The organism is Nonomuraea sp. NPDC004354 (assembly GCF_053602555.1).
In genome coordinates this window covers 200,193-220,769 of the sequence record NZ_JBSGDV010000014.1, presented here as the reverse complement: position 1 = coordinate 220,769, position 20,577 = coordinate 200,193, and the positions used below count along the sequence as shown (strand labels likewise).

Sequence of the window (20,577 nt, the reverse complement as noted above, 5' to 3'; positions counted from 1 at the left end):
CGCCCTACGAGAAGGCCGTCCTGGTGCCCAGACGGTGGAGCGGATCGCCGGCTGTCACGACCCGGGGCGCCGGCGGGCCCGGCGCGGATTTCCTTCCCGTTGCGCCAAAGCCGACCAGAGCGCCGTGACCTGCGCTTTTGCCGTTTCTCATGGGTCCGGTGAGGCAAGTGCTGACCCAGTCTTGGGGCGGGATGGAATAGCGACCGCCGGATGTCCGTTAGAGTCGACAAGGCCGCTGTGGTCTGTGTCCCCCGGGCCGCAAATTACCGCCTTCACGGAATACCGTTCGGCTGGAGCCGTGTTGTGCATCTCGCCGAGGAGGCGACCGCCACAGCGGCCTTGAACGTGGAGACGGCGCCCCACCCCTCACGGGTGGGGCGCCGTGCCGCGTTGGGACGTGGGCCGGCGCCGGGCCCACTAGGGTGGGCTTCGCCGTCCCACGACCCAGGAGAGCCGTTGCTGTACCAGATGGTGAAGTTCGTCGCCGCGCCGATGGCGCACGTGATGTGGCGCCCGCACATCTCCGGCGCCTACCACGTCCCGGCCAAGGGTCCCGCCATCCTGGCGGCCAACCACCTGGCGGTCATCGACTCCTTCCTGCTTCCCGCTCTCCTGCCCCGCCACGTGACCTTCGCCGCCAAGAGCGAGTACTTCAGCGGCAACCCCGTCTCGCAGTGGTTCATGCGCCTGGGCGGCAGCCTGCCGGCCGACCGCGAGACGGCCACCGCCGCCCAGGCCCTGCTCGACAGCGCGGCCGACCTGCTCGAGCGGGGCGAACTGTTCGGCATCCACCCCGAGGGCACCCGCTCCCCCGACGGCCGCCTGTACCGCGGCAAGATCGGCGTGGCGTGGCTGGCACTGAAGACGGGCGCGCCGGTCCTGCCCGTGGCGCTGTCGGGCACGGAGAACGTCATGCCGCCGGGAGCCAAGGTGCCGCGCCTCACCAGGATCGGCATCAAGATCGGCGCTCCGCTGACCTTCGAGGGCGACCACAGGAACGCCCGCGACAGGCGCAGGGTCACCGACGAGATCATGGCCGAGATCCAGAAGCTGTCGGGCCAGGAGTACGTGGCCACCTACGCCGCCAGCGTGAAGGCTGGCCGGTCGTGATCGGCCGACGCTAAGCTCGTGAGCCGATCGAGGACATGGGGGTGACTCGTGGCGCGTGGCCGGACGATCGCGATCGTGTCGGGAGCCACCGTGCTGGCGGTGGGGGCCGCCGCGGGCGGTGCCTACTGGCTGCTGCACACCCGCGGCTCGCCGGAGGAGACCGCCCGGCGCTTCGCGGCGGCCTGGCAGGCGGGCGACACGCCGAAGATGACGGCCGAGCTGGTGGCGCCCCAGTCGCTGGCCGCCTACGACCAGCAGCGTAAGGGCCTCGACGTCGAGCGGATGGCGATCACGGTGGGCCGGGTCGTCGACCACGGCGACGACACCGCCACCGCCCCCTACACCGCCACGCTCACGCTCAGGCACATCGGCGAGTGGTCCTACACCGGCCAGATCGATCTCAAGGTCGCCGAGCGCGCGTGGAAGGTCGCCTGGTCGCCCAGCACGCTCCACCCGTCGCTGACGGGCGGCGCCGCCTTCAAGCTCAAGACCGACTGGCCGCGGCGCGGCGCCATCACCGACGCCTCGGGCGAGCGCATCGACACCGGCCAGGTCGGCGGGTCGGTGCAGCAACTGGTCGGTTTCCTCGACAAGGCCACCGCCAAGGACGTCGCCAAGCTCGGCCCCTCCTACCGTGCCGGCGACGCGATCGGCCGCGGCGGCCTGCAGGAGAACTTCCAGAAGCGGCTGGCGGGCACCCCCGCCACCGAAATCATGCTCGGCGACAAGGTGCTCGGCAGGATCGACGGCAGCAAGGGCAACCCGCTGGAGACCACGCTCGACCCGCGGGTGCAGACCGCGGCCGTCACCGCGGTCCGCGACCTGCCCAAGCCCACGTCCCTGGTCGCCGTACGGCACGCCACGGGCGAGATCCTCGCCGTCGTCAACAACCGGGGCGGCTTCAACCGGGCGCTCGACGGTCGCTACCCGCCGGGCTCGACATTCAAGGCCGTCACCGCGCTCGGCCTGCTGGCCGAGGGCGTCTCCCCCACCCAGCGGGTGACCTGCCCCAAGTACGCCACCATCGGCGGCCTGAAGGTGCGCAACTCCGAGCACGCCGAGTACGGCTCGCTCACCTTCTCCGACTCCTTCGCCTACTCCTGCAACACGACCATCGCCCCGATGGCCGCCGAACGGCTGGGCTCCGACAAGCTGCTGAAGGCCGCCGAGATGGTCGGCTTCAACCAGCCGCTGGCCGTCGGCGTCCCCGCGGCCAAGGCCAGCTTCCCCAGGACCCAGTCCGACGCCGAGCTCGCCGCCGCGTCCTTCGGCCAGGCCAGGATCACCGCCAGCCCGCTGACCATGGCCTCGGTCGCGGCCGCGCTGGCCGACGGCACCTGGCGCCCGCCGACGCTGGTGTCCGGCCTGAAGCAGAAGGCGGCGGCGGTGAAGCTGCCCGAGGACGTGGCCGAAGACCTGCGGTCGATGATGGCGGCCGTGGTCACCAAGGGCACCGCCAAGGCGGCGGGTCTGCCCGAGGGCACGCGCGGCAAGACCGGCACCGCCGAGTACGGCTCCGGCCCCGAGCTTCCGTCCCACGCGTGGTTCATGGGCTACCGGGGCGACGTGGCCTTCGCGGTCGTCGTCGAAGGCGGTGGCGGTGGCGGCAAGGTGGCCGCGCCCGTCGCGGCGGCCTTCCTGCGCGGCCTGGCCGCTTCGCTGCCCTAGAAGCAGCGAAGCGGCGCGCCGTCCACGAGCGCGGCCGGCCCCGACCACCGCCCCGCGGACAGCTGAGCTGCGATCATGGGACGCATGCTGTCCTTGTCGATGAATGACGCCGCAGCCGACATGCTCCGGGTATTGGGCGGGCTGGCGGGCGTCGAGCCACCAGGCGGCCTTGCCGCGGGCCTTCGCGAGCGCGTGGCGGAAGGCATCGTCCGCCGCGGCGAGGTGCTCACCTGGGCGTCCTCGACGGGACATGCCGAAGGCTTCCCCTCCTTCCACGACCTCACCGGCTGGGAGTGCTCCGACAGCTCCTTCCATCTGGAGGACCACGTCCCGATCGACATCGTCAGCGTGGATGGCGCACCCACGATCAGCGACGATGACCAGCGGATCCTTCTCATGAACGGCGTCGCGTTCGCCCTGGAGTTCAGCCGGCTGGTCTACGCCCTCGACCCGCCCAACGCCGTGCGCTGCATCGTGAACGCCAATGAGACCAACGCGACTTTCAGGTTCCACCAGATCAGGCCCGGCGAGACCTGGAACGCCGCCGACCTCGACAGCTTCCGTCACGACAAGATGATCGTGATCGACATCAAGCCCGCAAGGACCTGACGAATCAAGCCGGCCGCGATCCTCGCTGGCGCGGAGAGGATCCGGCTGGTCGACGGCGAGGCGGGCTTCCCTGCTCGGGAGGCAGTCTCAGCGGTCGGGCGAGGTTCGGCGCCCGCCGCCGGCGAGATCTTCGCACCCCGCCGCAGGCGAGCGCCGCCGCTGCCAGGCCCTGTGTCCTACTCGCTGCCGGCCACGAGATCGGCCGGCGGGATCGGCGCGATCTCCTCCAGGTACTGGTTCGCCAGCAGCCAGCTCACCGGAACTTCTTGGCTGGTCTGCGGAGCCTCGGGAATGTACTTGCTGAGCACGTGGTATTGCGTGCCGCCGCCCGGCTGCTGGAAGGCGGGGGCGGCCGGGCCCACATCGACGCGGAAGGGCTTGAGGACCCGGAAGGCGTGGTAATTACATGGGTGCTCGGGATCCTGCGCGTTGGTGTTGAGGTTGCGCGGCGGCAGCCCGCGCCTGATGAACAGGTCGCCCATCGGCGCCAGGTATGCGCCCCCGTATCCTCCGAAGCGGTCGAGCCTCATGCCGATCTGCAGAATCGTCGTCTTGACCAGCAGCCTGCCGTTGGGGTAATTGCCGGACTGGGCGAATCCGGCGTTGGGCGGGTAGCGGTAGTCGTTCGTGGTGTAGTCCCAGTAGCGCGACAGGAAATGCTGCGGGCTGAGAGTGCCCAGCGGCACGTAGCCGCGCAGGAGCGCACCGAGATAGCCGGTCCGCGGCAGGAAGACCGGCCCGAGGTCCGGGTCGCCGGTCACGTACGGCGGTCCGCAGACCAGTTGGCCGCCCGGCGTGCTCCTGCTGTCGCTCTCGCCTTTACCGGGCGGCGGCGTCGGACCGAGATCCGCCGCATGAACGAGCCGGGTTTCGGACTGCAGAACGCTGTCGGCGTGCGCGGCCACCCCGCCCATGGCGCCGGCCATCGCGTATATCGCAGCGACCAGCATGGCGCTTCGTCGATAGAATCGCATGACTTTCCCGTCAATTGTGGACGACAAATACATGAAGGTTGACCACAAGCGATTCAGCGACGTACGCACCCGATCGCACCGCGACTTCCGCCGGATCAGCCGCTTCGGCATTTCTCGCTCGAGAAGGGCGCTCCTATGAGTACATGCGGACATGAGTGCATTACGCACATGAATAATGTGATCGATCTCTACATTCCCGGCACCACTGGAACCAGATCACATCAACCGCAAGAGAAGAGCAAAGAATAGAGCAATGAACGCGGCAGTGCGCTATTTTCTGAATTTCCCAGCACATGCTATTTTGTATCGCCATGTCGGATATATATGCCGATTGCACACTTTCCGGAGAATCCGCCGGCCGTCCTCGACGACGCGGCCACGCCGTCCGACGGACCTTCCAGGGACGGCGCCGGTCAGGGGCGACACGGCTCGAGGCGTGCGGGAGGCGGTTGCCTGGCGTGTCGTGCGTGCGTCGGCGGCGAGGTGGCGGTCATGATGGAGCATGAGTCGCGCCGACTCCATGTGACACGTTGAGAAGAGGGCCCCGGCATGCCGCCGGGGCCCTCGACGTTCGTCGGCCGCCGCATGTCCCGAAGGGGACCGCGCCACCGGAGCCGCGCCACCGGGGCCGCGCCACCGCAACCCCGCCCGCCGCGCCTGGGCACTGCCCGCTTCGCCCACCCCGACGAGCGTGCCGCCTGGCGCCGGAACGGCCGGCGGCCCGGACAGGTGGGAGACCGGCCTCAGCCGTTGGGCGGACCGTGGCGGCGGCCACGTGGACGGGTGTCCTCCACGGCCCCGGTGTCAGGATCGGCGGCCTCGTCGGCACCTGACTCGTCGGCGTTCCCGATGGCGTCGGTGCCGGAGTCGGCCTCACGTGCGCTGTCGCCGTCGTCGGGTGCGGACTCCGGCGCGGGACGGCAGTGCCCGGAGCAGCCCTCGAAGCGCTCCGCGTTCAGGGGCGTGAACCGCGTCGGCGGCACGCCCGTGAGCGCGCCGATCATCGTGTCCTTCCAGATCGGCCCGGGCAGGGTGGCCCCCTCCACCGTTCCGTAGTAGCGCCCGCCGATCGTCACCCCGGTCAGCTTGTACCGCTGGGAGCCGCGCGGGTCGCCGATGCTGACCGCCGACGCCAGATCCGGAGTGAATCCGGCGAACCAGGCGGTCGCGTAGCCGTCGGTGGTGCCCGTCTTGCCCGCCGCGGGGCGCCCGATGCCCCCGACGCCGCGCATCGTGCCCTTGGTGAACACGCCGGACAGCACCTCCGCCGTCGCGTCGGCGATCTCGGGGTCGAGTGCCTGGCGGCATTTGGGCCGGTACCGGGTGACCTTGCCGTCCCGGTCGGTGATCTGCGTGATCGCCATCGGCGCGCAGTACCGGCCGCGCGCCGCGATGGCCGCGTACGCGTTGGCCACCGTCACCGGGTCCATCTCGTTGACGCCGAGCGTGAACGTCTCGACCTCGCGCAGCTTGCGACCGTCGGCACGCCGGACGCCCAGCGACTGGGCCGTGGTGACCGTGCTGCAGAGCCCGACCCGCTGCTGGAGTTCCATGAAGAAGGTGTTCACCGAACTCCAGGTGCCGGTCCGCAGCGTCTTCCACCCGGGCGAGCCCTCGTCGTTGGTGACCGTGTGCCGGGGGTCGCCGACCTTCCCGCCCGCGCAGGTCCTGAACGTGGCGAAGTCCGGCGCCCGGTAGCCGGCGCCGGCGCTCAGGCCGTCGTCGAGCTTCATGCCCCGCTGCAGCGCGCTGATCAGGGTGAAGGTCTTGAACGTGGAGCCCGCCTGGAACCCGACCCCGCCGCCGTGCGCGGCGTCCGCGACGACGTTGTAGGAGATCTCGTTCCTGGACTTGTGGGGGCCGTACGGCCGGCTCGCGGCCATGGCCCTGATCGCTCCGGTGCCCGGCTGGACCAGGGCCTCGGCGGCGAGGGGGCCGTCGGAGGCGCGCACGTACCGCCTGATGGCCCGGTCGGCGGCGGCCTGCATGGCCGGGTTGATCGTGGTCTTGATGGTCAGCCCGCCGCGGTTGAGCATCTTGAGGCGCTCGTCGGCGGTCTTGCCGAAGTCGGGGTTGCTCAGGATCTCGTGTCGGACATACAGGCAGAAGTAGGTGTATTTGGTGGACTCGCAGCCGCCGGGGAGCTTCGTGCCCTTGTAGCCGAGCTTGGTGGCCTTCGCCGCCGCGGCCGCCGCCGGGGTGATCGCGCCCAGCTCGGCCATCCGGTCGAGCACCACGTCACGGCGCTTGCGCAGCCGCTCGCGGTACTTGCCGCCGAGGTTCGGGTCGGTGGCGTTCGGATCCTGAACGGCTCCCGCCAGCGTCGCCGCCTGCGCGAGTGTGAGCTTGCCGGCCCGGACGCCGAAGAACCGCTTGGCCGCCGCCTCGACGCCGTAGGCGCCGGCGCCGAAGTAGGCGATGTTCAGGTACTTCTCGAGGATCTGGTCCTTGGTGTAGGCCCTCTCGACCCCCATGGCGTACCGCAGCTCTTTCAGCTTGCGCGCGTAGCTGGCCTCGAGGGCGGCGTTCTGCTCGGCCTGCGTGTCGGCGGAGTTGAGCAGCACCTGCTTGACGTACTGCTGGGTGATGCTCGACCCGCCCTGGCTGACCTGGCCCGCCCGCAGGTTCGTGGCGAGCGCCCGCACCGTGCCCTCGAGGTCGATGGCGCCGTGCTCGTAGAAGCGGTAGTCCTCGATCGAGACGATCGCCTTCTTCATGACCTCGGCGATCTCGTCGAAGCCGACGGCCTCCCGGTACTGCTCGTAGAAGCGCGCGATCTCGTTGCCCATGGCGTCCTGCACGGTCGTGACCTCGGCCAGCGGCGGCTCGGCGAGGGCGACCGGCCTGAGGTCGACCTGTCCCACAGCCGACATGAGCCCCAGACCCGCACCCCCCGTGGCGGGGAAGGCGATCCCCGCCACGACCACGCCGGCCGCCACGCCCGCGGCGGCCAGCCGGACGACCTTCGCTGTCCGTCGCGCCATCAGAGCTTGCCGAGCCCACGCGCCAGGATGGTGGCGGTCTTGGCGATGACCGTGTTGTCGACGGCGGGGGTGCCGCGGTTGGTGTAGACGGCCATGATGATGGGCGCCGCCGCCTTGCCCGGCCAGATGACGGCGAGGTCGTTGCCCGCGCCAATCTCGGTGTTCGTGCCGGTCTTGTCGCCGATGGTCCACGTCTTGGGCAGGCCGGCACGGATGCGCTCGTCGCCGGTCTTGCTCGCGATGAGCCAGGCGTTGAGCCGTGCCCGGTCCTTGGGGTGCAGCGCGTTCCCGGTCGTGATCAGGCGCAGGTCGCGGGAGATGGCGGCGGGCGTGGTGGTGTCGCGGTTGTCCTTGGGGGTCCAGTCGTTGAGCTCGGTCTCCCAGCGGTCCAGGCGGGAGATCGGGTCCTTCAGCGAGCGGAAGTACCTCGTCAGGCCGGCCGGCCCGCCGATCTGCTTGAGCACCATGTTGCCCGCGGTGTTGTCGCTCAGGGTGATGGTCGCCTCGCACAGCTGGGCGACCGTCAGGCCGTCCTCGACGTGCTTCTCGGTGGTCGGCGAGTTGGGCTTGAGGTCGGCGGCCGTCCACGTGACGACCTTCTCCATCAGGCCGGGCTCGGAGGTGCGGGCCTTGTGCAGCGCGGCCGCGCACAAGGGCGCCTTGAACGTCGACAGCAACGGGAAACGCTCGCCCGCCCGGTATGTCACGGTCCTGCCGGTCGCGGTGTCCACGGCGTACGCGCCGATGCGGCCGTCGAAGGACGCCTCGAGCTCGCGCAGTTCCTTCCCGACCTGGGCCTGCGCCGAGAGCGGCCGCGCCGCCGTCACGGTGGCGGCCGAGGCCGTGGCGATGCCGGGGGCGGCCCCGGACAGGAGGGAGATCGCCAGAGCGGTCGCGGGCAGCGCGGCCGAGAGCCGGCGGGCGCGCGGGTTTCGCATGTCACATCCTTGCGTCGGCTGTCAGAGGCAAGGAGCAAAGCAGGCCCGGCCCGGTGCAGTCCAATAGCGATATGGACGATCAACCAATATCAGTTTCGATATGAGAACTGGTGGTGTCGCGTGTCGCGGGACCGTGCCAGACGGAGTGGCGGGCCCGTCACATCAGGAAACGTGATCTTTCCGTGCCATGACCGGCCCTGCCGCACCGCCGGCGGAGCGGGGACGCCGCGCGGCGCTCAGCGTTTTCGTAGCTTTTGACCGGCACTTTCCTCGCTCGGGAGACTCCGGCGTGGCGTGTCGTCACAAGACAACCCGCGACGACTGTAAGCATCCTCATTGTTACGTTGAGTCACTCAACGGACGAGCGTCGGCCGTCATCCGGCCAGCGAGTCAGTCGCGGCCCCGCCGCGATCCGAGAGGGAACGGATTTTCTCTATGTTCACGAGTCCCCGAACAGACACCACACCGACACCGCCGGCGCGGCACAAGCCACTGAGGAGGGTGGCGACGCTGACGCTGGCGGGATCCGTCTCCATGGCGCTCGGCGCCAGCCTGTGCTCACCGGCCATCGCGTCCCCGACCGTGGGGAGCGGGGCCTCCGCAGGGGTCGCGGCTTCGGATCCCCGCCCCAACGGTCGCCCCACGCTGCGGGAGGAGGCCAGGAGGAAGTGCAGGCCCAGGAGCTTCTTCCGGTTCCACAACTTCGAGCCGAGGAACTTCTTCATCCCGCGTAGCCGCTTCATCGACGGCCCCGGCGGCGAGATCACGGCGACCGTCAGGCGCCAGCACCGCGTGTACTGGGAAGTCGAGATCGAGCGCGAGAAGGGCAGCGAGATCCAGATGCCCTTCAACCAGGACACTCTGATCCGCAGGCTGCGCAACAACGTGAACCCGCTGCTCGCCGAGGAGAACATCGTCGAGGCGGGCCACGAGTACACCCACACCATCAGCAAGAACATGTACGGCAACCTGTGGTACCGCGTCTTCGGCTACCGCATCGGCTTCTCGGCCTGGCGGCAGTTCCAGAACTGCGACGTCCACCCGGTCGCCACCGGCATCGCCAACGTCCCGTCGAGGGTCGAGGGCTGGAGGTACTGGGAGACCAAGCGCCCCATCTTCATGGGACGCGTCCTGTCGGCCAAGTAAGTACATCGACGGTGACCGTATCGCGTAGGCGCCCGCCTGCACCCACGGTGACCGAGTATCCGGCGGCCCGGGATCCGGGCCGTGCCCGCACGGTCGGGGATGCCGTGGGACGTGCGGGAGCGGCTGCCGGCGGCCGAGCTCCACGAGCTCCCGCCGGCGGCGGCGCACCCTGAAGGCCGTCGCGAGTGCGGCCGCCGGGGCGGCCTAGAAGGCCAGCGCGGCGGCCTCCTGGCGGAGGACCAGCACCAGCAGCGTCGCCACCAGCGTGGCGATCAGCACCCAGCTGATCACGATGATGACCGTCGAGCGGCGGAGGCGGCGCCTGGCGGGCTGCTCGCCGTTGGCTCTGGCCGTCCGGCGGCGCTCGGACTCCTCGCTGCGCCGTACGCGATCGTTGAACGACTCCAGCCGCGCGACGAGTCGCGGATCATCGTCGACGAGGTGGCGCTCGATCTGTGCCAGCATCCGCTCCTCGTCCTGCGACCAGGCCATCGTGCACCTCCGAACGCAAGCTCTGTGCACCGTTTCCTGCCCAACCGTGAAGATCATTATCCGTTCCTAGGGCAGCGAATTGCAGAGTCTTTCCTGTTGCGATCATTGTCGAACCTGCGTTCTAATCATGTCATGCGCTGGGACAACCTGCGTCTGACCGACGCCGGCGGCGACGATTCGGCGCTGCCGCTGTTCGCCCGTGGCGCGGTGACCCGCACCTTCGACACCCCCGAGTTCCGGGGGATGACCTTCTACGAGATCCACGCGAGATCGATCATCAACAAGGTGCCGGCCGCCAGTCGCGTGCCGTTCTCCTACACCATCAACCCCTACCGGGGGTGCAGCCACTCGTGCGTCTACTGCTTCGCCCGCAAGACCCACGAGTATCTCGACCTCGACGCCGGCCACGACTTCGACTCCAGGATCGTGGTGAAGGTCAACGCCGCGGAGCTCGCCCGCAAGGAGCTCGCCGCGCCGCGCTGGGGCGGCGAGCACGTCGCGATGGGCACCAACGTCGACTGCTACCAGCGCGCCGAGGGCCGCTACCGGCTGATGCCCGGCATCCTGCGGGCGCTGGGCGAGGCCGCCAACCCCTTCTCGATCCTCACCAAGGGCACGCTGATCCTGCGCGACCTGCCGCTGCTGGTGTCGGCGGCACGGGTGACGGAGGTGAGCACGGCGGTGTCGGTGGGCTTCCTCGACGCCGAGCTGTGGCGGACGGTGGAGCCGGGCACCCCCCATCCGCGGCGGCGGCTCGAAGTCTGCCGGCGGCTCAACGACAGCGGCATCGCCTGCGGCGTGCTGATGGCGCCGATCCTGCCCTACCTGTCCGACTCCCCCCGGCAGTTGGAGGAGACGGTCGGGCAGATCGCGGCGGCCGGCGCCACGCACGTCACGCCGATCGTGCTCCACCTGCGGCCCGGGGCGCGCGAATGGTTCCTCGGCTGGCTCGCGCGCGAGCATCCGCGGCTGGTGCCGCGCTACCTGGAGCTGTACGGCAGGGGCGCCTACGCGCCGAAGGCCTACCAGGATCAGGTGACGGCCCACGTCAGGCGGCTGGCCGAGCATGCCGGGATCGGCCGCTCGCCTTCGTGGCGCATCAGACCGGAGCAAGCCGCCAAGCCGGAACAGTTGTCCCTTTTGTGAGGCCAAGTAGCCATTTGGGTATTAACGGGGTTGATGCCCGAATAGCGGGCCGACACATCGGGGGAACGACCAATGCCAGAACCGCAGAAGAAACCCGCCAAGTCCGGAAAGGCCAAGAAGGCGAGCATCAAGGCGACAAGAGCCTCCAAGAACGCCAAACGCGAGGCCGGCAAGAAACCGGAAGGCGAGTAGGTTCCCCTCACCGCGACGGTGCGATCATGATCAGGCAGCCGGCCGCCCGTCCGGCTGCCTGATCACGGAGCGGCCAATGACGGCATACCTGCGCTTCCCAGCGATCTTCAAAGACGTCGTCGTCTTCGCGGCGGAGGACGATCTCTGGATGGTCCCCGCGCAGGGCGGGCGCGCCTTCCGGTTGACCGCGGGGCTGGCCGAGGCCGCCTACCCGCGGTTCTCGCCGCGCGGCGACCAGCTCGCCTTCGTCGGCAGGGAGGAGGGTCCCGAGGAGGTCTACGTCATGCCCGCGGGCGGCGGGGCGGCCAGGCGGGTGACCTTCCACGGTGCCCGGTGCACCGTCACCGGCTGGGACCCGCACGACAGGGTGCTGTACGCCAGCGACGCGCAGCAGCCGTTCGAAGGGCAGAAGTGGCTGCACCGGGTGCGGCCCGGCGGCGTGCCCGAGCGCCTGCCGTACGGGCCGGCCACGAGCATCAGCCACGGACCGCGGGACATGATCGTGCTGGGCCGCAACACCGCCGACCCCGCCCGGTGGAAGCGCTACCGGGGCGGCACCGCCGGCGATCTGTGGATCGACCCGGCCGGTCAGGGCGACTGGCGGCGGCTGATCAGCCTGCCGGGCAACCTCGCCTCGCCGTGCTGGAGCGGTGACCGGGTCTGCTTCCTGTCCGACCACGAGGGCACCGGCAACGTCTACTCGTGCGCGCCCGACGGTTCGGACCTGCGCAAGCACACCCATCACCGCGACTACTACGCCCGCAACCTCTCCAGCGACGGCCACACGCTCGTCTACCACGCGGCGGGTGACCTCTACGTCCTCGAACCGGACAGCGAGACCAGGCGGGTGGAGGTGCTGCTGGCCAGTTCCCGCACCCAGCGCAACCGGCGCTTCGTCGACGCCTCCGACTACCTCGACAGCGCCACGCCCAGCCCCGACGGCAGCGCGGTGGCGATCACGACCCGTGGCAAGGCCTACACCTTCGCCGGCTGGGAGGGGCCCGTCCACCAGCACGGGGAGGTCGACGGCGTCCGCTACCGCTTCCTCACCTGGACCGGCGGGGGCGGTCTGGTGGCCGCCGCCAGCGACGACGGCGACCGCGAGGTCCTCGTGCTGCTCGACGGCAGGAGCCAGACACGCCTCGACCACCTCGACACCGGACGGGTCACCGACCTGGTCGCCGCGCCCGCCGGTGACCTGATCGCCGTGACCAACCACCGCCACGAGCTCCACGTCGTCGACCTCACCAGGCGCACCGCCACCCTGGTCGAGGCCAACCCGCACGCCGCGGTCGAGGACCCCGCCTGGTCGCCCGACGGCCGCTGGCTCGCCTACGCCTCGCCCACCAGCGCCCAGCACACCGCCATCAAGATGCACCACGTGCCCTCCGGCCGTACGGTGACCGCCACCCACCCGGTGCTCAAGGACTACCGCCCCGCCTTCGATCCCGAGGGCGACTACCTCTACTTCATCGGCCAGCGCGTCTTCAACCCCGTCTACGACGCCCTGCAGTTCGATCTCGGCTTCCCGCTGGGCACCAGGCCCTACGCCATCGCCCTGCGCGAGGACGTGCCCTCCCCGTTCGTGCCCCGGCCGCGGCCGCTCGCCGCCAAGAACGACGACGGGGACGACGAGGACGACGGCAGGGACGAGGCGGAGGAAGGGGAGGACGAGGGCGACGAGCCGGGTGAGCCGGCCGTCGACGTCGAGCGCCTGCCGTACCGGATCACCGCCTTCCCGCTGCCCGAGGGACGCTACGAGCGGCTGGCGGGGCTCAAGGGCAAGGTGCTGATCCTGTCCCACCCGATCGAGGCCGACGAGGGCACGCTGCACCTGTTCGACTTCGACAAGCAGAAGGACGAGACCTTCGCCACCGACGTCACCGACTTCGTGCTGGCCGCCGACCACCGGAGCCTGCTCTACCGGGCGGGAGATCGCCTGCGGCTGCTCAAGGCCGGTGAGGTCCCCGACGTGGACGACGAGACGCCCGGCCGGCAGAGCGGATGGCTCGACCTGTCCCGCGTCAAGGTCTCCCTCAGCCCCGAGGCGGAGTGGCGGCAGATGTTCCGCGAGGCGTGGCGGCTGCAGCGGGAGAACTTCTGGTCGGCCGACATGGCCGGGCTCGACTGGCAGGCCGTCTACGAGCGCTACCTGCCGTTGCTGGACCGCGTCACCACCCGGGGGGAGTTCTCCGACCTGCTGTGGGAGCTGCAGGGCGAGCTCGGCACCAGCCACGCCTACGAGATCGGCGGCGAGTACCGGCCCGGCCCCGACTACACCCAGGGCAAGCTCGGCGTCGACTGGGAGTACAGGGACGGCGCCTACGTGATCGGCCGCGTCGTCCAGGGCGACCCGTGGGATCCGGAGGCCACCTCACCGCTCAACCGGCTCGGCGTCCACGTACGGCAGAGCGACGCGCTGCTGGCCGTCAACGGCATCCCCGTCGGCGCGACCACCACGCCCAACCAGGCACTGGTCAACCAGGCCGGGCAGGAGGTCGAGCTGGCCCTGTCCAGGCAGGGGCGCACGTTCAGCGTGACCGTCCGCGCCATCGCCGACGAGCAGCCCGCCCGCTACCGCGACTGGGTCAACCTCAACCGCGCCCGCTGCCACCAGCGCAGCGGCGGCCGTGTCGGCTACGTCCACATCCCCGACATGGGCACGGCCGGGTTCGGCGAGTTCCACCGCGGCTACCTGTCCGAGTACGACCGCGAGGCGCTCATCGTGGACGTCAGGTTCAACACCGGAGGCAACATCTCCGCGCTCCTGCTCGACAAGCTCGCCCGCCGCCGCGTCGGCTACGAGCATCCGCGTCGCGGCGACGCCGAGCCGTACCCGCCGGAGTCGCCGCGCGGCCCGCTGGTGGCCGTCACCAACGAGTGGGCGGGCTCCGACGGCGACATCTTCAGCCACACCTTCAAGCTGCTCGGACTCGGCCCGCTGGTCGGCAAGCGCACGTGGGGCGGTGTCATCGGCATCTGGCCACGTCACCGGCTGGCCGACGGCACGCTCACCACCCAACCGGAATATTCCTTCACCTTTGTCGAAGGTGACCGGCGAGTGGAGAATTATGGGACAGACCCGGACTTTGAGGTTGATATCACACCTCAGGACTACGCCCGAGGGATCGACACGCAACTCGAGAAAGCCATCGATCTCGCGATAGAACGGATCTTTCACAGCTGATGCTCAGACTTTGCAACCTTCTCCATCATTGGAGCGTCTAAAGGGCGAAAGCGGGGGAACGCGCCACGGGGACAGGCAAGCGCGTGAACCCGGAAGCTTCCGAGAAGGGGACCCCCACAGGTGCGTGCACTGGCAGGCAAGGGCAAGGCGGCCGTCTACCGGCTGTTCGAGGCCAACAACCGCAGGCGCGGACGAGCCGCGCCACCTCCGTCCACGCACCAGATCAAGATCCTTCTTCTGCATGCCTACGGCATGGGCGGCACCATCAGGACGGTCTTCAACCTGGCCGGATACCTGGCCGCCACCGGCCGCGACGTGGAGATCGTCTCCATCCTCAAGGAGGCCGAGGAGCCGTTCTTCCCCCTCGATCCGCGGGTGAAGGTCCGCTTCCTCGACGACCGGCTCGTCCCGAGGACCGGCCTGCGCGGCCGGCTGTCGAAGATGCCGAGCAGGCTCATCCCCCCGCAGGAGGCGGCCTACCACCGCTTCAACCTGTGGACCGACCTGCAGCTGGCCAGGTGGATCCGCTCGATCGACACCGGGGTCGTCATGGCCACCAGGCCCGGCCTCAACCTGGCCCTGGCCCAGCTGGCGCTGCCGAGCGTCATCACCATCGGCCAGGAGCACGTGGCCCTGCAGGGACAGCCGCAGGAGGTGCAGGAGCTCATCAAGCGCCGCTACCGCAGCTTCGACGCGCTGGTCACCCTGACCAAGGCCGATCTGCGCGACTACCGCGAGACGCTGCGGCGCAAGCCGAAGAAGCTGGCCCGCATCCCCAACGCGGTGCCGCCCATGACGGGCGAGGTCTCCAAGCTCGAGAACAAGGTCGTGGTCGCCGTCGGCCGCATGACCAGGCTCAAGGGCTTCCACCGTCTCATCACCGCCTGGGAGACCGTGGCGGCCGCCCACCCCGACTGGACCCTGCGCATCTTCGGCGCGGGACCGCAGGAGGACAACCTGCGGGCCCAGGTGGCCGAGGCCGGGCTGCAGGACAGGATCGAGCTGCCGGGGCCCACCACCGATGTCGGCGCCGAGCTGGAGAAGGCCTCGATCTTCGCGCTCAGCTCGCGCCACGAGGGCTTCCCCATGACGATCCTGGAGGCGATGGCCAAGGGGCTGGCGGTGGTGAGCTTCAACAGCCCGCACGGCCCCAAGGAGATGATCACCAACGAGGTCGACGGCCTGCTGGTCAAGCCGCGCACCAACGCCAACCTGGCCGCCGCCCTCATCCGCGTCATCGAGGACGAGGAGCTGCGCCACCGGCTGGCCGAGGGCGCGCTGGCCACCGCCGCCACCTACGACGTGCAGTCCGTCGGCGCCAAGTGGGACGCCCTGCTGGAGGAGCTGCTGGCCCGCCGCAACGGCACCTACGTCAAGCCCGACCCCACCGCCGCGCCGGCCGCGCCCGAGCCGCCCGCGCTCACACCGTCTCCAGCTCCACCGGCTCAGCGATGACGTCCACGAGCGCGCCGTTGCGGAACACCGTGATCGGCAACGGCCGCCCGATCGCCTCGGCGAACATCAGCCGCTGAAGGCTCTGCGCGTCGCCCACGGGGTTGCGTCCGGCGCTCAGCACCAGGTCGCCCGCCCGCAGCCCCGCCCGCGCCGCCGGGGAGCCCGGCACCACCTCCATCACCCGCAGCGCCTGCCGCTGCCCGGTCCGCGCCCGCAGCGCCTCGGGCAGCGGCGCGGGCGAGGTCACCAGGCCGAGGAAGGCCCGGCGCACCCTGCCGTCCCTGATCAGCGCGGCGATGATGGAGCGCGTGGTGGAGTTCACGGGCACGGCCAGGCCCACCCCGACCCCCGCCACGGCGGTGTTGATGCCCACCACCCTGGCGCGCGCGTCGGCCAGCGCCCCGCCGGAGTTCCCGGGATTGAGCGCCGCGTCGGTCTGGATGACGTCCTCGATGAGCCGCCCGCCCACGGGCAGCGAGCGGCCCAGCCCTGACACCACGCCCGCCGTCACCGAACCGGCCAGGCCCAGCGGGTTGCCGACCGCCACCACCAGCTGGCCCACCACCAGGCCGTCGCTGTCGCCCAGCACCGCCGGAGCGGGCGTCGCGCCCTCGGCCCTGATCACGGCCAGATCCGACAGCGGATCCCGGCCCACCAGCACGAAGTCGCTCGCCGACCCGTCGGCGAAGGCCACCGTCCCCGACCGGGACGAGCCGACCACGTGCGCGTTCGTCAGCAGGAAGCCGTCGGTGGTGAACACCACGGCCGAACCGCTGCCCCTGTCCGCGCGCACGCCGGCCACCTTCGGCATCAGCTCGGCGGCGACCGAGGACACGGTGCTGGAGTAGGCGTCGAGGGGATCGGACATGCGAGACCTCCCGTGTCGATTACACGATTACACGGTAACTCGCCCAGCACGTGATGGCGATCGTCAGCGCGCCGGACCACCTCCTCCGTCACACCTTCCTCACCTGAGCCGAGCAGGTCGTGTCGAACCCCGGGGAAGCGGGAATCTACTCGGCCTGTGCCCATGAATGGCCGGGAGGCGCCACTTGAGCACTCGGGACGCGGTCGCCGTGCTGGCCGCCGCCGTACTCCTCGCCGGCCTCCTCGGACGGCACCCCGGCCAGCCGGCCACCGCCGCGGCCACCCCGCTCGACAACCCCCACGGCACCCGCCCAGGGCTGGCCCCCATCACCAGCGCGGACGACAGGTCCGCCGCGCGCGACCTCATCGGCGGGTTACGCGTGCGGGGCATGGGGCCCAAGACCGGCTACAGCCGCGCCCGCTACGGCGAGAACTGGGCCGACACCGCCACCGACCTGCCGTACGCGGGCAACGGCTGCCGCACCCGCGACGACCTGCTGGCCCGCGACGGCCACGACCTGTCCTACCGCAGGGGCTCCTCCTGCGACGTCGTCGCGCTCAGCCTCGACGACCCCTACACCGGGCGCACCATCGCCTGGCGCAAGAGACGCGCCGACGACATCCAGGTCGACCACGTCGTCCCGCTGTCCTACAGCTGGCGCATGGGCGCCACCCGCTGGCCCGCCGCCAAGCGGCTGCGCTTCGCCAACGACCCGCTCAACCTGCTGCCCGTCGACGGCGACACCAACGAGGCCAAGGGCGGCTCCGGCCCGGCCGCGTGGCTGCCGCCCCAGCGCCGCGTCCGCTGCGCCTACGCCGTCCGTTTCGCCCAGGTCGCGCTGAAGTACGGCATGGCCGTCACCAGGGCCGACAAGGCCACCATGCTCAGAGTGTGTCGGTAGACCAGTCGAACCCCTTCTCGAACGTGATGCCGGCCAGCGCCCGCTGGCCGTCGGCGTTCGGATGGAAGTAGTCCCACTTGCTCACCAGGTCCAGCGAGAACGGATAGGAGAACACCGCGCCTCCGTCGGTACGGCACCGCGGCCCGTAGGCAGCGCACGCCCGTTCCCACTCCCTGTTGAAGGCCATCACCCTGGCCCGCACCCTGGCCCGCCGCCGCACGTCGGCCCGCTTCGTCGAGGTGGGGTTGGCCAGCATCGCCTGGCAGATCCTGCCCAGCCCCCAGAACGTCCGCGCGATCACGTCGTCCTTGCCGACCTTCCACAACCTGCGCAGGTCGGGGATGCTGGCCACGAACACCCGCGCCTGCGGCAGGTCGGCGCGCAACCGGTCCATCGCCTCCCGAACCCGCTGCCCGAACACCTCGACGGGCGTCATCGCCGCCTCGGTGCGCACGCACGCGTCCTGCGCGCCCAGCATGATCGTCACGTACTCCGCCTTGACCGCGACCGCCTTGTCCACCTGGCCCATCAGATCGGCGCTGGTCGCCCCCGGCACGGCGAAGTTGCGGTTGTTGCCCCGCAGCTCGGGCTCCCGCTCGGCCAGCCTGAGGTAGTGGCTGCGCACGTGCGCGTTGTCGCCCGCCGACCAGGAGCGCGACGTGCACGAGACGTACCAGCCGCAGGCGTTGAACCCCGCGCTCACCGAATCGCCCAGCGCCGCCATCACCCCGGGCACCGGTTCGGTCTCGACGGCGCCCGACCCGGAGACCAGAATCACAGCGGTGAGCACGCGAAGGATCATGGCCCCCAAGGTAGAGACGGCCGCGAGGGCAGGCCACGACAAGGACCCACTTCCTATCGACGCTTGACACAACCAGGTTGAGCCCTATACCACCTGGTGTCCGGATTTTCCCCTAAGGTAGGGCTTGGCAGGGGGCCTGAATCGAACACGTTCAGTTCCGGCATAGCATGTCTTGAGTGAGTGTCGCGCTCGGAACAACCCGCCCTCTGCCGGTTCGTACCGTCCCGATCGGGGACCCCGGCAACCTGCTCGCCAGCCTGCCCTCCACCGCTCCCTACGCGTGGATCCGGCACGGCGAGGGCCTCGCCGGATGGGGCGAGGCCGCCAAGGTCACCGTGCCCTCGGGCCCCGGCCGCTTCGCCTGGGCCCGCCAGTGGCTCTCCTCCGCCTTCGCCGACGCCCACACCCACGACGGCATCGGGCCCGTCGCCTTCGGCACCTTCACCTTCGACGAGAACTCACCCGGCTCCACTCTCGTCATCCCCAGAACCGTGCTGACCCGCCGCGACGGGCAGACCTGGATGACCACCATCGGCGATCCCGCCCCCGCCGGGCCGCCGGCCCCCATCACCGATCCCGGGCGCATCAGCTACGGCGACGGCAGCCTCACCGCCCCCGCGTGGGAGGCCATCGTCGCCCGCGCCTCCCGGCGCATCCGCGAAGGCGAGCTCGAGAAGGTCGTGCTCGCCCGCGACCTCACCGCCACCGCGCAGCGCCCCATCGACACCCGCCTCCTGCTCACCCGCCTGGCCGAGCGCTATCCCGAGTGCTACACCTTCTCGGTCGCCGGGCTCGTCGGCGCCACCCCCGAGCTGCTCATCCGCCGCACGGGCCAGCAGATCGAATCCCTCGTGCTGGCCGGCACCACCGCACGCGGCACCAACCCCGCCGACGACATCGCCCGCGGCGCGGCCCTGTTCGCCTCCACCAAGGACCGCCACGAGCACGAGTGCGCCATCGCCTCCGTCCGCGAGGCGCTCACCCCGCTGGCGGCCAGGCTCAGCGTGCCCGACGAGCCCGAGCTCCTCGTCCTGCCCAACCTGCAGCACCTGGCCAGCCACGTCACCGGCACCCTCGCCGACGGCGCCTCCGTCCTCGACGTCGTCGCCGCCATGCACCCCACCGCCGCCGTCGGCGGCACCCCCACCGACACCGCCATCCGGCTCATCCGCGAGCTCGAAGGCATGGACCGGGCAGGCTACGCCGGCCCCGTCGGCTGGATCGACGCCCACGGCGACGGCGAGTGGGGCATCGCGCTGCGCTCGGGCATCGTCAAGGGCCGCCGCGCCCGGCTGTTCGCCGGCTGCGGCATCATGGGCGACTCCGACCCGGCCTGCGAGCTGGCCGAGGCGCAGACCAAGTTCCGCGTCATGCAGTACGCGCTGGAGGGCTGAGCCCGTCACGCCTCGGGGAGGTGGACCTCCGCCTCCACGGCCACCGCCGCTCTGCCCGCCGTCAGCGTGGCCACCCAGGCGGTGAAGACGTCCATCTGGTCCTGCCCCACCGCCACCGCGAAGGACGCCTCGGCCCCGTAGCCGGCTTCGCGCACCGGATAGGCCGACGCGCGAAGGGCGTTCTCCACCCGGCCGGCCAGCTCGTGCCCGACCGAGACCCGCACCAGCCTGGCGGGCACCATGCGGACCGGCTCCACCCGGTCGAGGGTCTCGGTCACGGCCGAGCCGTACGCCCTGACCAGGCCGCCCGCGCCGAGCAGCACGCCGCCGAAGTAACGTGTCACGACCGCGACCACGTCGTTGAAGCCGCGGCCCACCAGCGCCTGCACCATCGGCGTGCCGGCGGTGCCACCGGGCTCGCCGTCGTCGTCGCCCTTCTGCAGGCGCTGACCGATGACGTAGGCGGTGCAGTTGTGGGTGGCACCGGGGTGCAGCCCGCGCCGCTCGGCGATGAACGCGGCGGCCGCCTCGACGCTCTCGGCGGGGGCGATCGCGCAGATGAAGCGGGACCTCTTGACCTCGGTCTCGTGCTCGGCGGGGGCTTTCAGGGTGAGGTAAGGGGTCACCTGGCCAGGCTACCGCCTTTACAAAGTAGATCAATGTATCCCGCCGTCGCCGCCCCCGCGCGGGAAGCCGGTGACGGGCGGCGCC

General features: G+C 70.5%; 16 protein-coding genes. 9 read left to right on the top strand and 7 right to left on the bottom strand.

What is annotated here, in order from left to right; genetic code table 11:
• The first annotated feature begins 456 nt into the window (after window positions 1–456).
• The 3 genes from ACWENQ_RS32015 to ACWENQ_RS32005 all read left to right on the top strand — a co-directional run bounded on the left by ACWENQ_RS32015 (window position 457) and on the right by ACWENQ_RS32005 (window position 3,387).
• Window positions 457–1,110 carry a lysophospholipid acyltransferase family protein gene (locus ACWENQ_RS32015; RefSeq protein ID WP_449929057.1) on the top strand — a complete coding sequence of 218 codons (654 nt, stop codon included), beginning with the start codon at window positions 457–459 and terminating at the stop codon, window positions 1,108–1,110.
• Between the two features lie 75 nt (window positions 1,111–1,185).
• Window positions 1,186–2,778, top strand: a complete 1,593-nt coding sequence (locus tag ACWENQ_RS32010; RefSeq protein WP_452417515.1) for a penicillin-binding transpeptidase domain-containing protein — start codon at window positions 1,186–1,188, stop codon at window positions 2,776–2,778.
• 99 nt (window positions 2,779–2,877) lie between these two features.
• Window positions 2,878–3,387 (top strand): hypothetical protein, encoded by a 510-nt coding sequence (locus ACWENQ_RS32005; protein WP_452417513.1) that lies wholly within the window; start codon window positions 2,878–2,880, stop codon window positions 3,385–3,387.
• Window positions 3,388–3,563: 176 nt separating this feature from the next.
• On the opposite strand, the gene ACWENQ_RS32000 is transcribed toward ACWENQ_RS32005, so the two are convergent.
• From ACWENQ_RS32000 to bla, 3 genes are all read right to left on the bottom strand, one after another.
• Complete coding sequence (locus ACWENQ_RS32000) at window positions 3,564–4,313, bottom strand: TNT domain-containing protein (protein WP_452417511.1); 750 nt, start codon at window positions 4,311–4,313, stop codon at window positions 3,564–3,566.
• 791 nt (window positions 4,314–5,104) lie between these two features.
• Entirely contained in the window at window positions 5,105–7,345 is a 2,241-nt protein-coding gene (locus ACWENQ_RS31995) for a transglycosylase domain-containing protein (protein ID WP_452417510.1), read from the bottom strand.
• On the bottom strand, window positions 7,345–8,283 hold the full coding sequence (gene bla, locus ACWENQ_RS31990) for a class A beta-lactamase (protein ID WP_449929067.1): 939 nt from the start codon (window positions 8,281–8,283) through the stop codon (window positions 7,345–7,347). The genes ACWENQ_RS31995 and bla overlap by 1 nt, the downstream gene beginning before the upstream one ends.
• Before the next feature lie 501 nt (window positions 8,284–8,784).
• On the opposite strand from bla, the gene ACWENQ_RS31985 reads away from it, so the two are divergent.
• Window positions 8,785–9,429 (top strand): hypothetical protein, encoded by a 645-nt coding sequence (locus tag ACWENQ_RS31985; RefSeq protein WP_449929069.1) that lies wholly within the window; start codon window positions 8,785–8,787, stop codon window positions 9,427–9,429.
• 204 nt (window positions 9,430–9,633) lie between these two features.
• On the opposite strand, the gene ACWENQ_RS31980 is transcribed toward ACWENQ_RS31985, so the two are convergent.
• Entirely contained in the window at window positions 9,634–9,921 is a 288-nt protein-coding gene (locus tag ACWENQ_RS31980) for a DUF3040 domain-containing protein (protein WP_449929071.1), read from the bottom strand.
• Between the two features lie 132 nt (window positions 9,922–10,053).
• On the opposite strand from ACWENQ_RS31980, the gene ACWENQ_RS31975 reads away from it, so the two are divergent.
• The 3 genes from ACWENQ_RS31975 (at window position 10,054) to ACWENQ_RS31965 (ending at window position 15,901) form a co-directional block, all read left to right on the top strand.
• Window positions 10,054–11,067 carry an Rv2578c family radical SAM protein gene (locus ACWENQ_RS31975; protein WP_452417508.1) on the top strand — a complete coding sequence of 338 codons (1,014 nt, stop codon included), beginning with the start codon at window positions 10,054–10,056 and terminating at the stop codon, window positions 11,065–11,067.
• Window positions 11,068–11,335: 268 nt separating this feature from the next.
• Window positions 11,336–14,446, top strand: coding sequence for a S41 family peptidase (locus tag ACWENQ_RS31970; protein ID WP_452417506.1), 3,111 nt, complete (start codon window positions 11,336–11,338; stop codon window positions 14,444–14,446).
• 120 nt (window positions 14,447–14,566) lie between these two features.
• Entirely contained in the window at window positions 14,567–15,901 is a 1,335-nt protein-coding gene (locus ACWENQ_RS31965; RefSeq protein ID WP_449929077.1) for a glycosyltransferase family 4 protein, read from the top strand.
• Here the strand turns inward: ACWENQ_RS31965 and ACWENQ_RS31960 are convergent.
• On the bottom strand, window positions 15,867–16,769 hold the full coding sequence (locus ACWENQ_RS31960; RefSeq protein ID WP_449929079.1) for a S1C family serine protease: 903 nt from the start codon (window positions 16,767–16,769) through the stop codon (window positions 15,867–15,869). The genes ACWENQ_RS31965 and ACWENQ_RS31960 overlap by 35 nt on opposite strands.
• A gap of 184 nt (window positions 16,770–16,953) precedes the next feature.
• Between ACWENQ_RS31960 and ACWENQ_RS31955 the strand changes: the two genes are divergently transcribed.
• Window positions 16,954–17,670: an HNH endonuclease family protein gene (locus ACWENQ_RS31955; protein ID WP_354916200.1), complete on the top strand. Its 717-nt coding sequence runs from the start codon at window positions 16,954–16,956 to the stop codon at window positions 17,668–17,670.
• On the opposite strand, the gene ACWENQ_RS31950 is transcribed toward ACWENQ_RS31955, so the two are convergent.
• On the bottom strand, window positions 17,654–18,472 hold the full coding sequence (locus ACWENQ_RS31950) for an SGNH/GDSL hydrolase family protein (protein WP_449929081.1): 819 nt from the start codon (window positions 18,470–18,472) through the stop codon (window positions 17,654–17,656). The two genes, ACWENQ_RS31955 and ACWENQ_RS31950, sit on opposite strands and share 17 nt — an antisense overlap.
• A 176-nt stretch (window positions 18,473–18,648) precedes the next feature.
• On the opposite strand from ACWENQ_RS31950, the gene ACWENQ_RS31945 reads away from it, so the two are divergent.
• Entirely contained in the window at window positions 18,649–19,866 is a 1,218-nt protein-coding gene (locus ACWENQ_RS31945) for an isochorismate synthase (RefSeq protein WP_449929083.1), read from the top strand.
• A gap of 5 nt (window positions 19,867–19,871) precedes the next feature.
• Here the strand turns inward: ACWENQ_RS31945 and ACWENQ_RS31940 are convergent, their stop codons facing one another.
• Window positions 19,872–20,492, bottom strand: a complete 621-nt coding sequence (locus tag ACWENQ_RS31940; RefSeq protein WP_452417505.1) for an IMPACT family protein — start codon at window positions 20,490–20,492, stop codon at window positions 19,872–19,874.
• Window positions 20,493–20,577 lie beyond the last annotated feature (85 nt).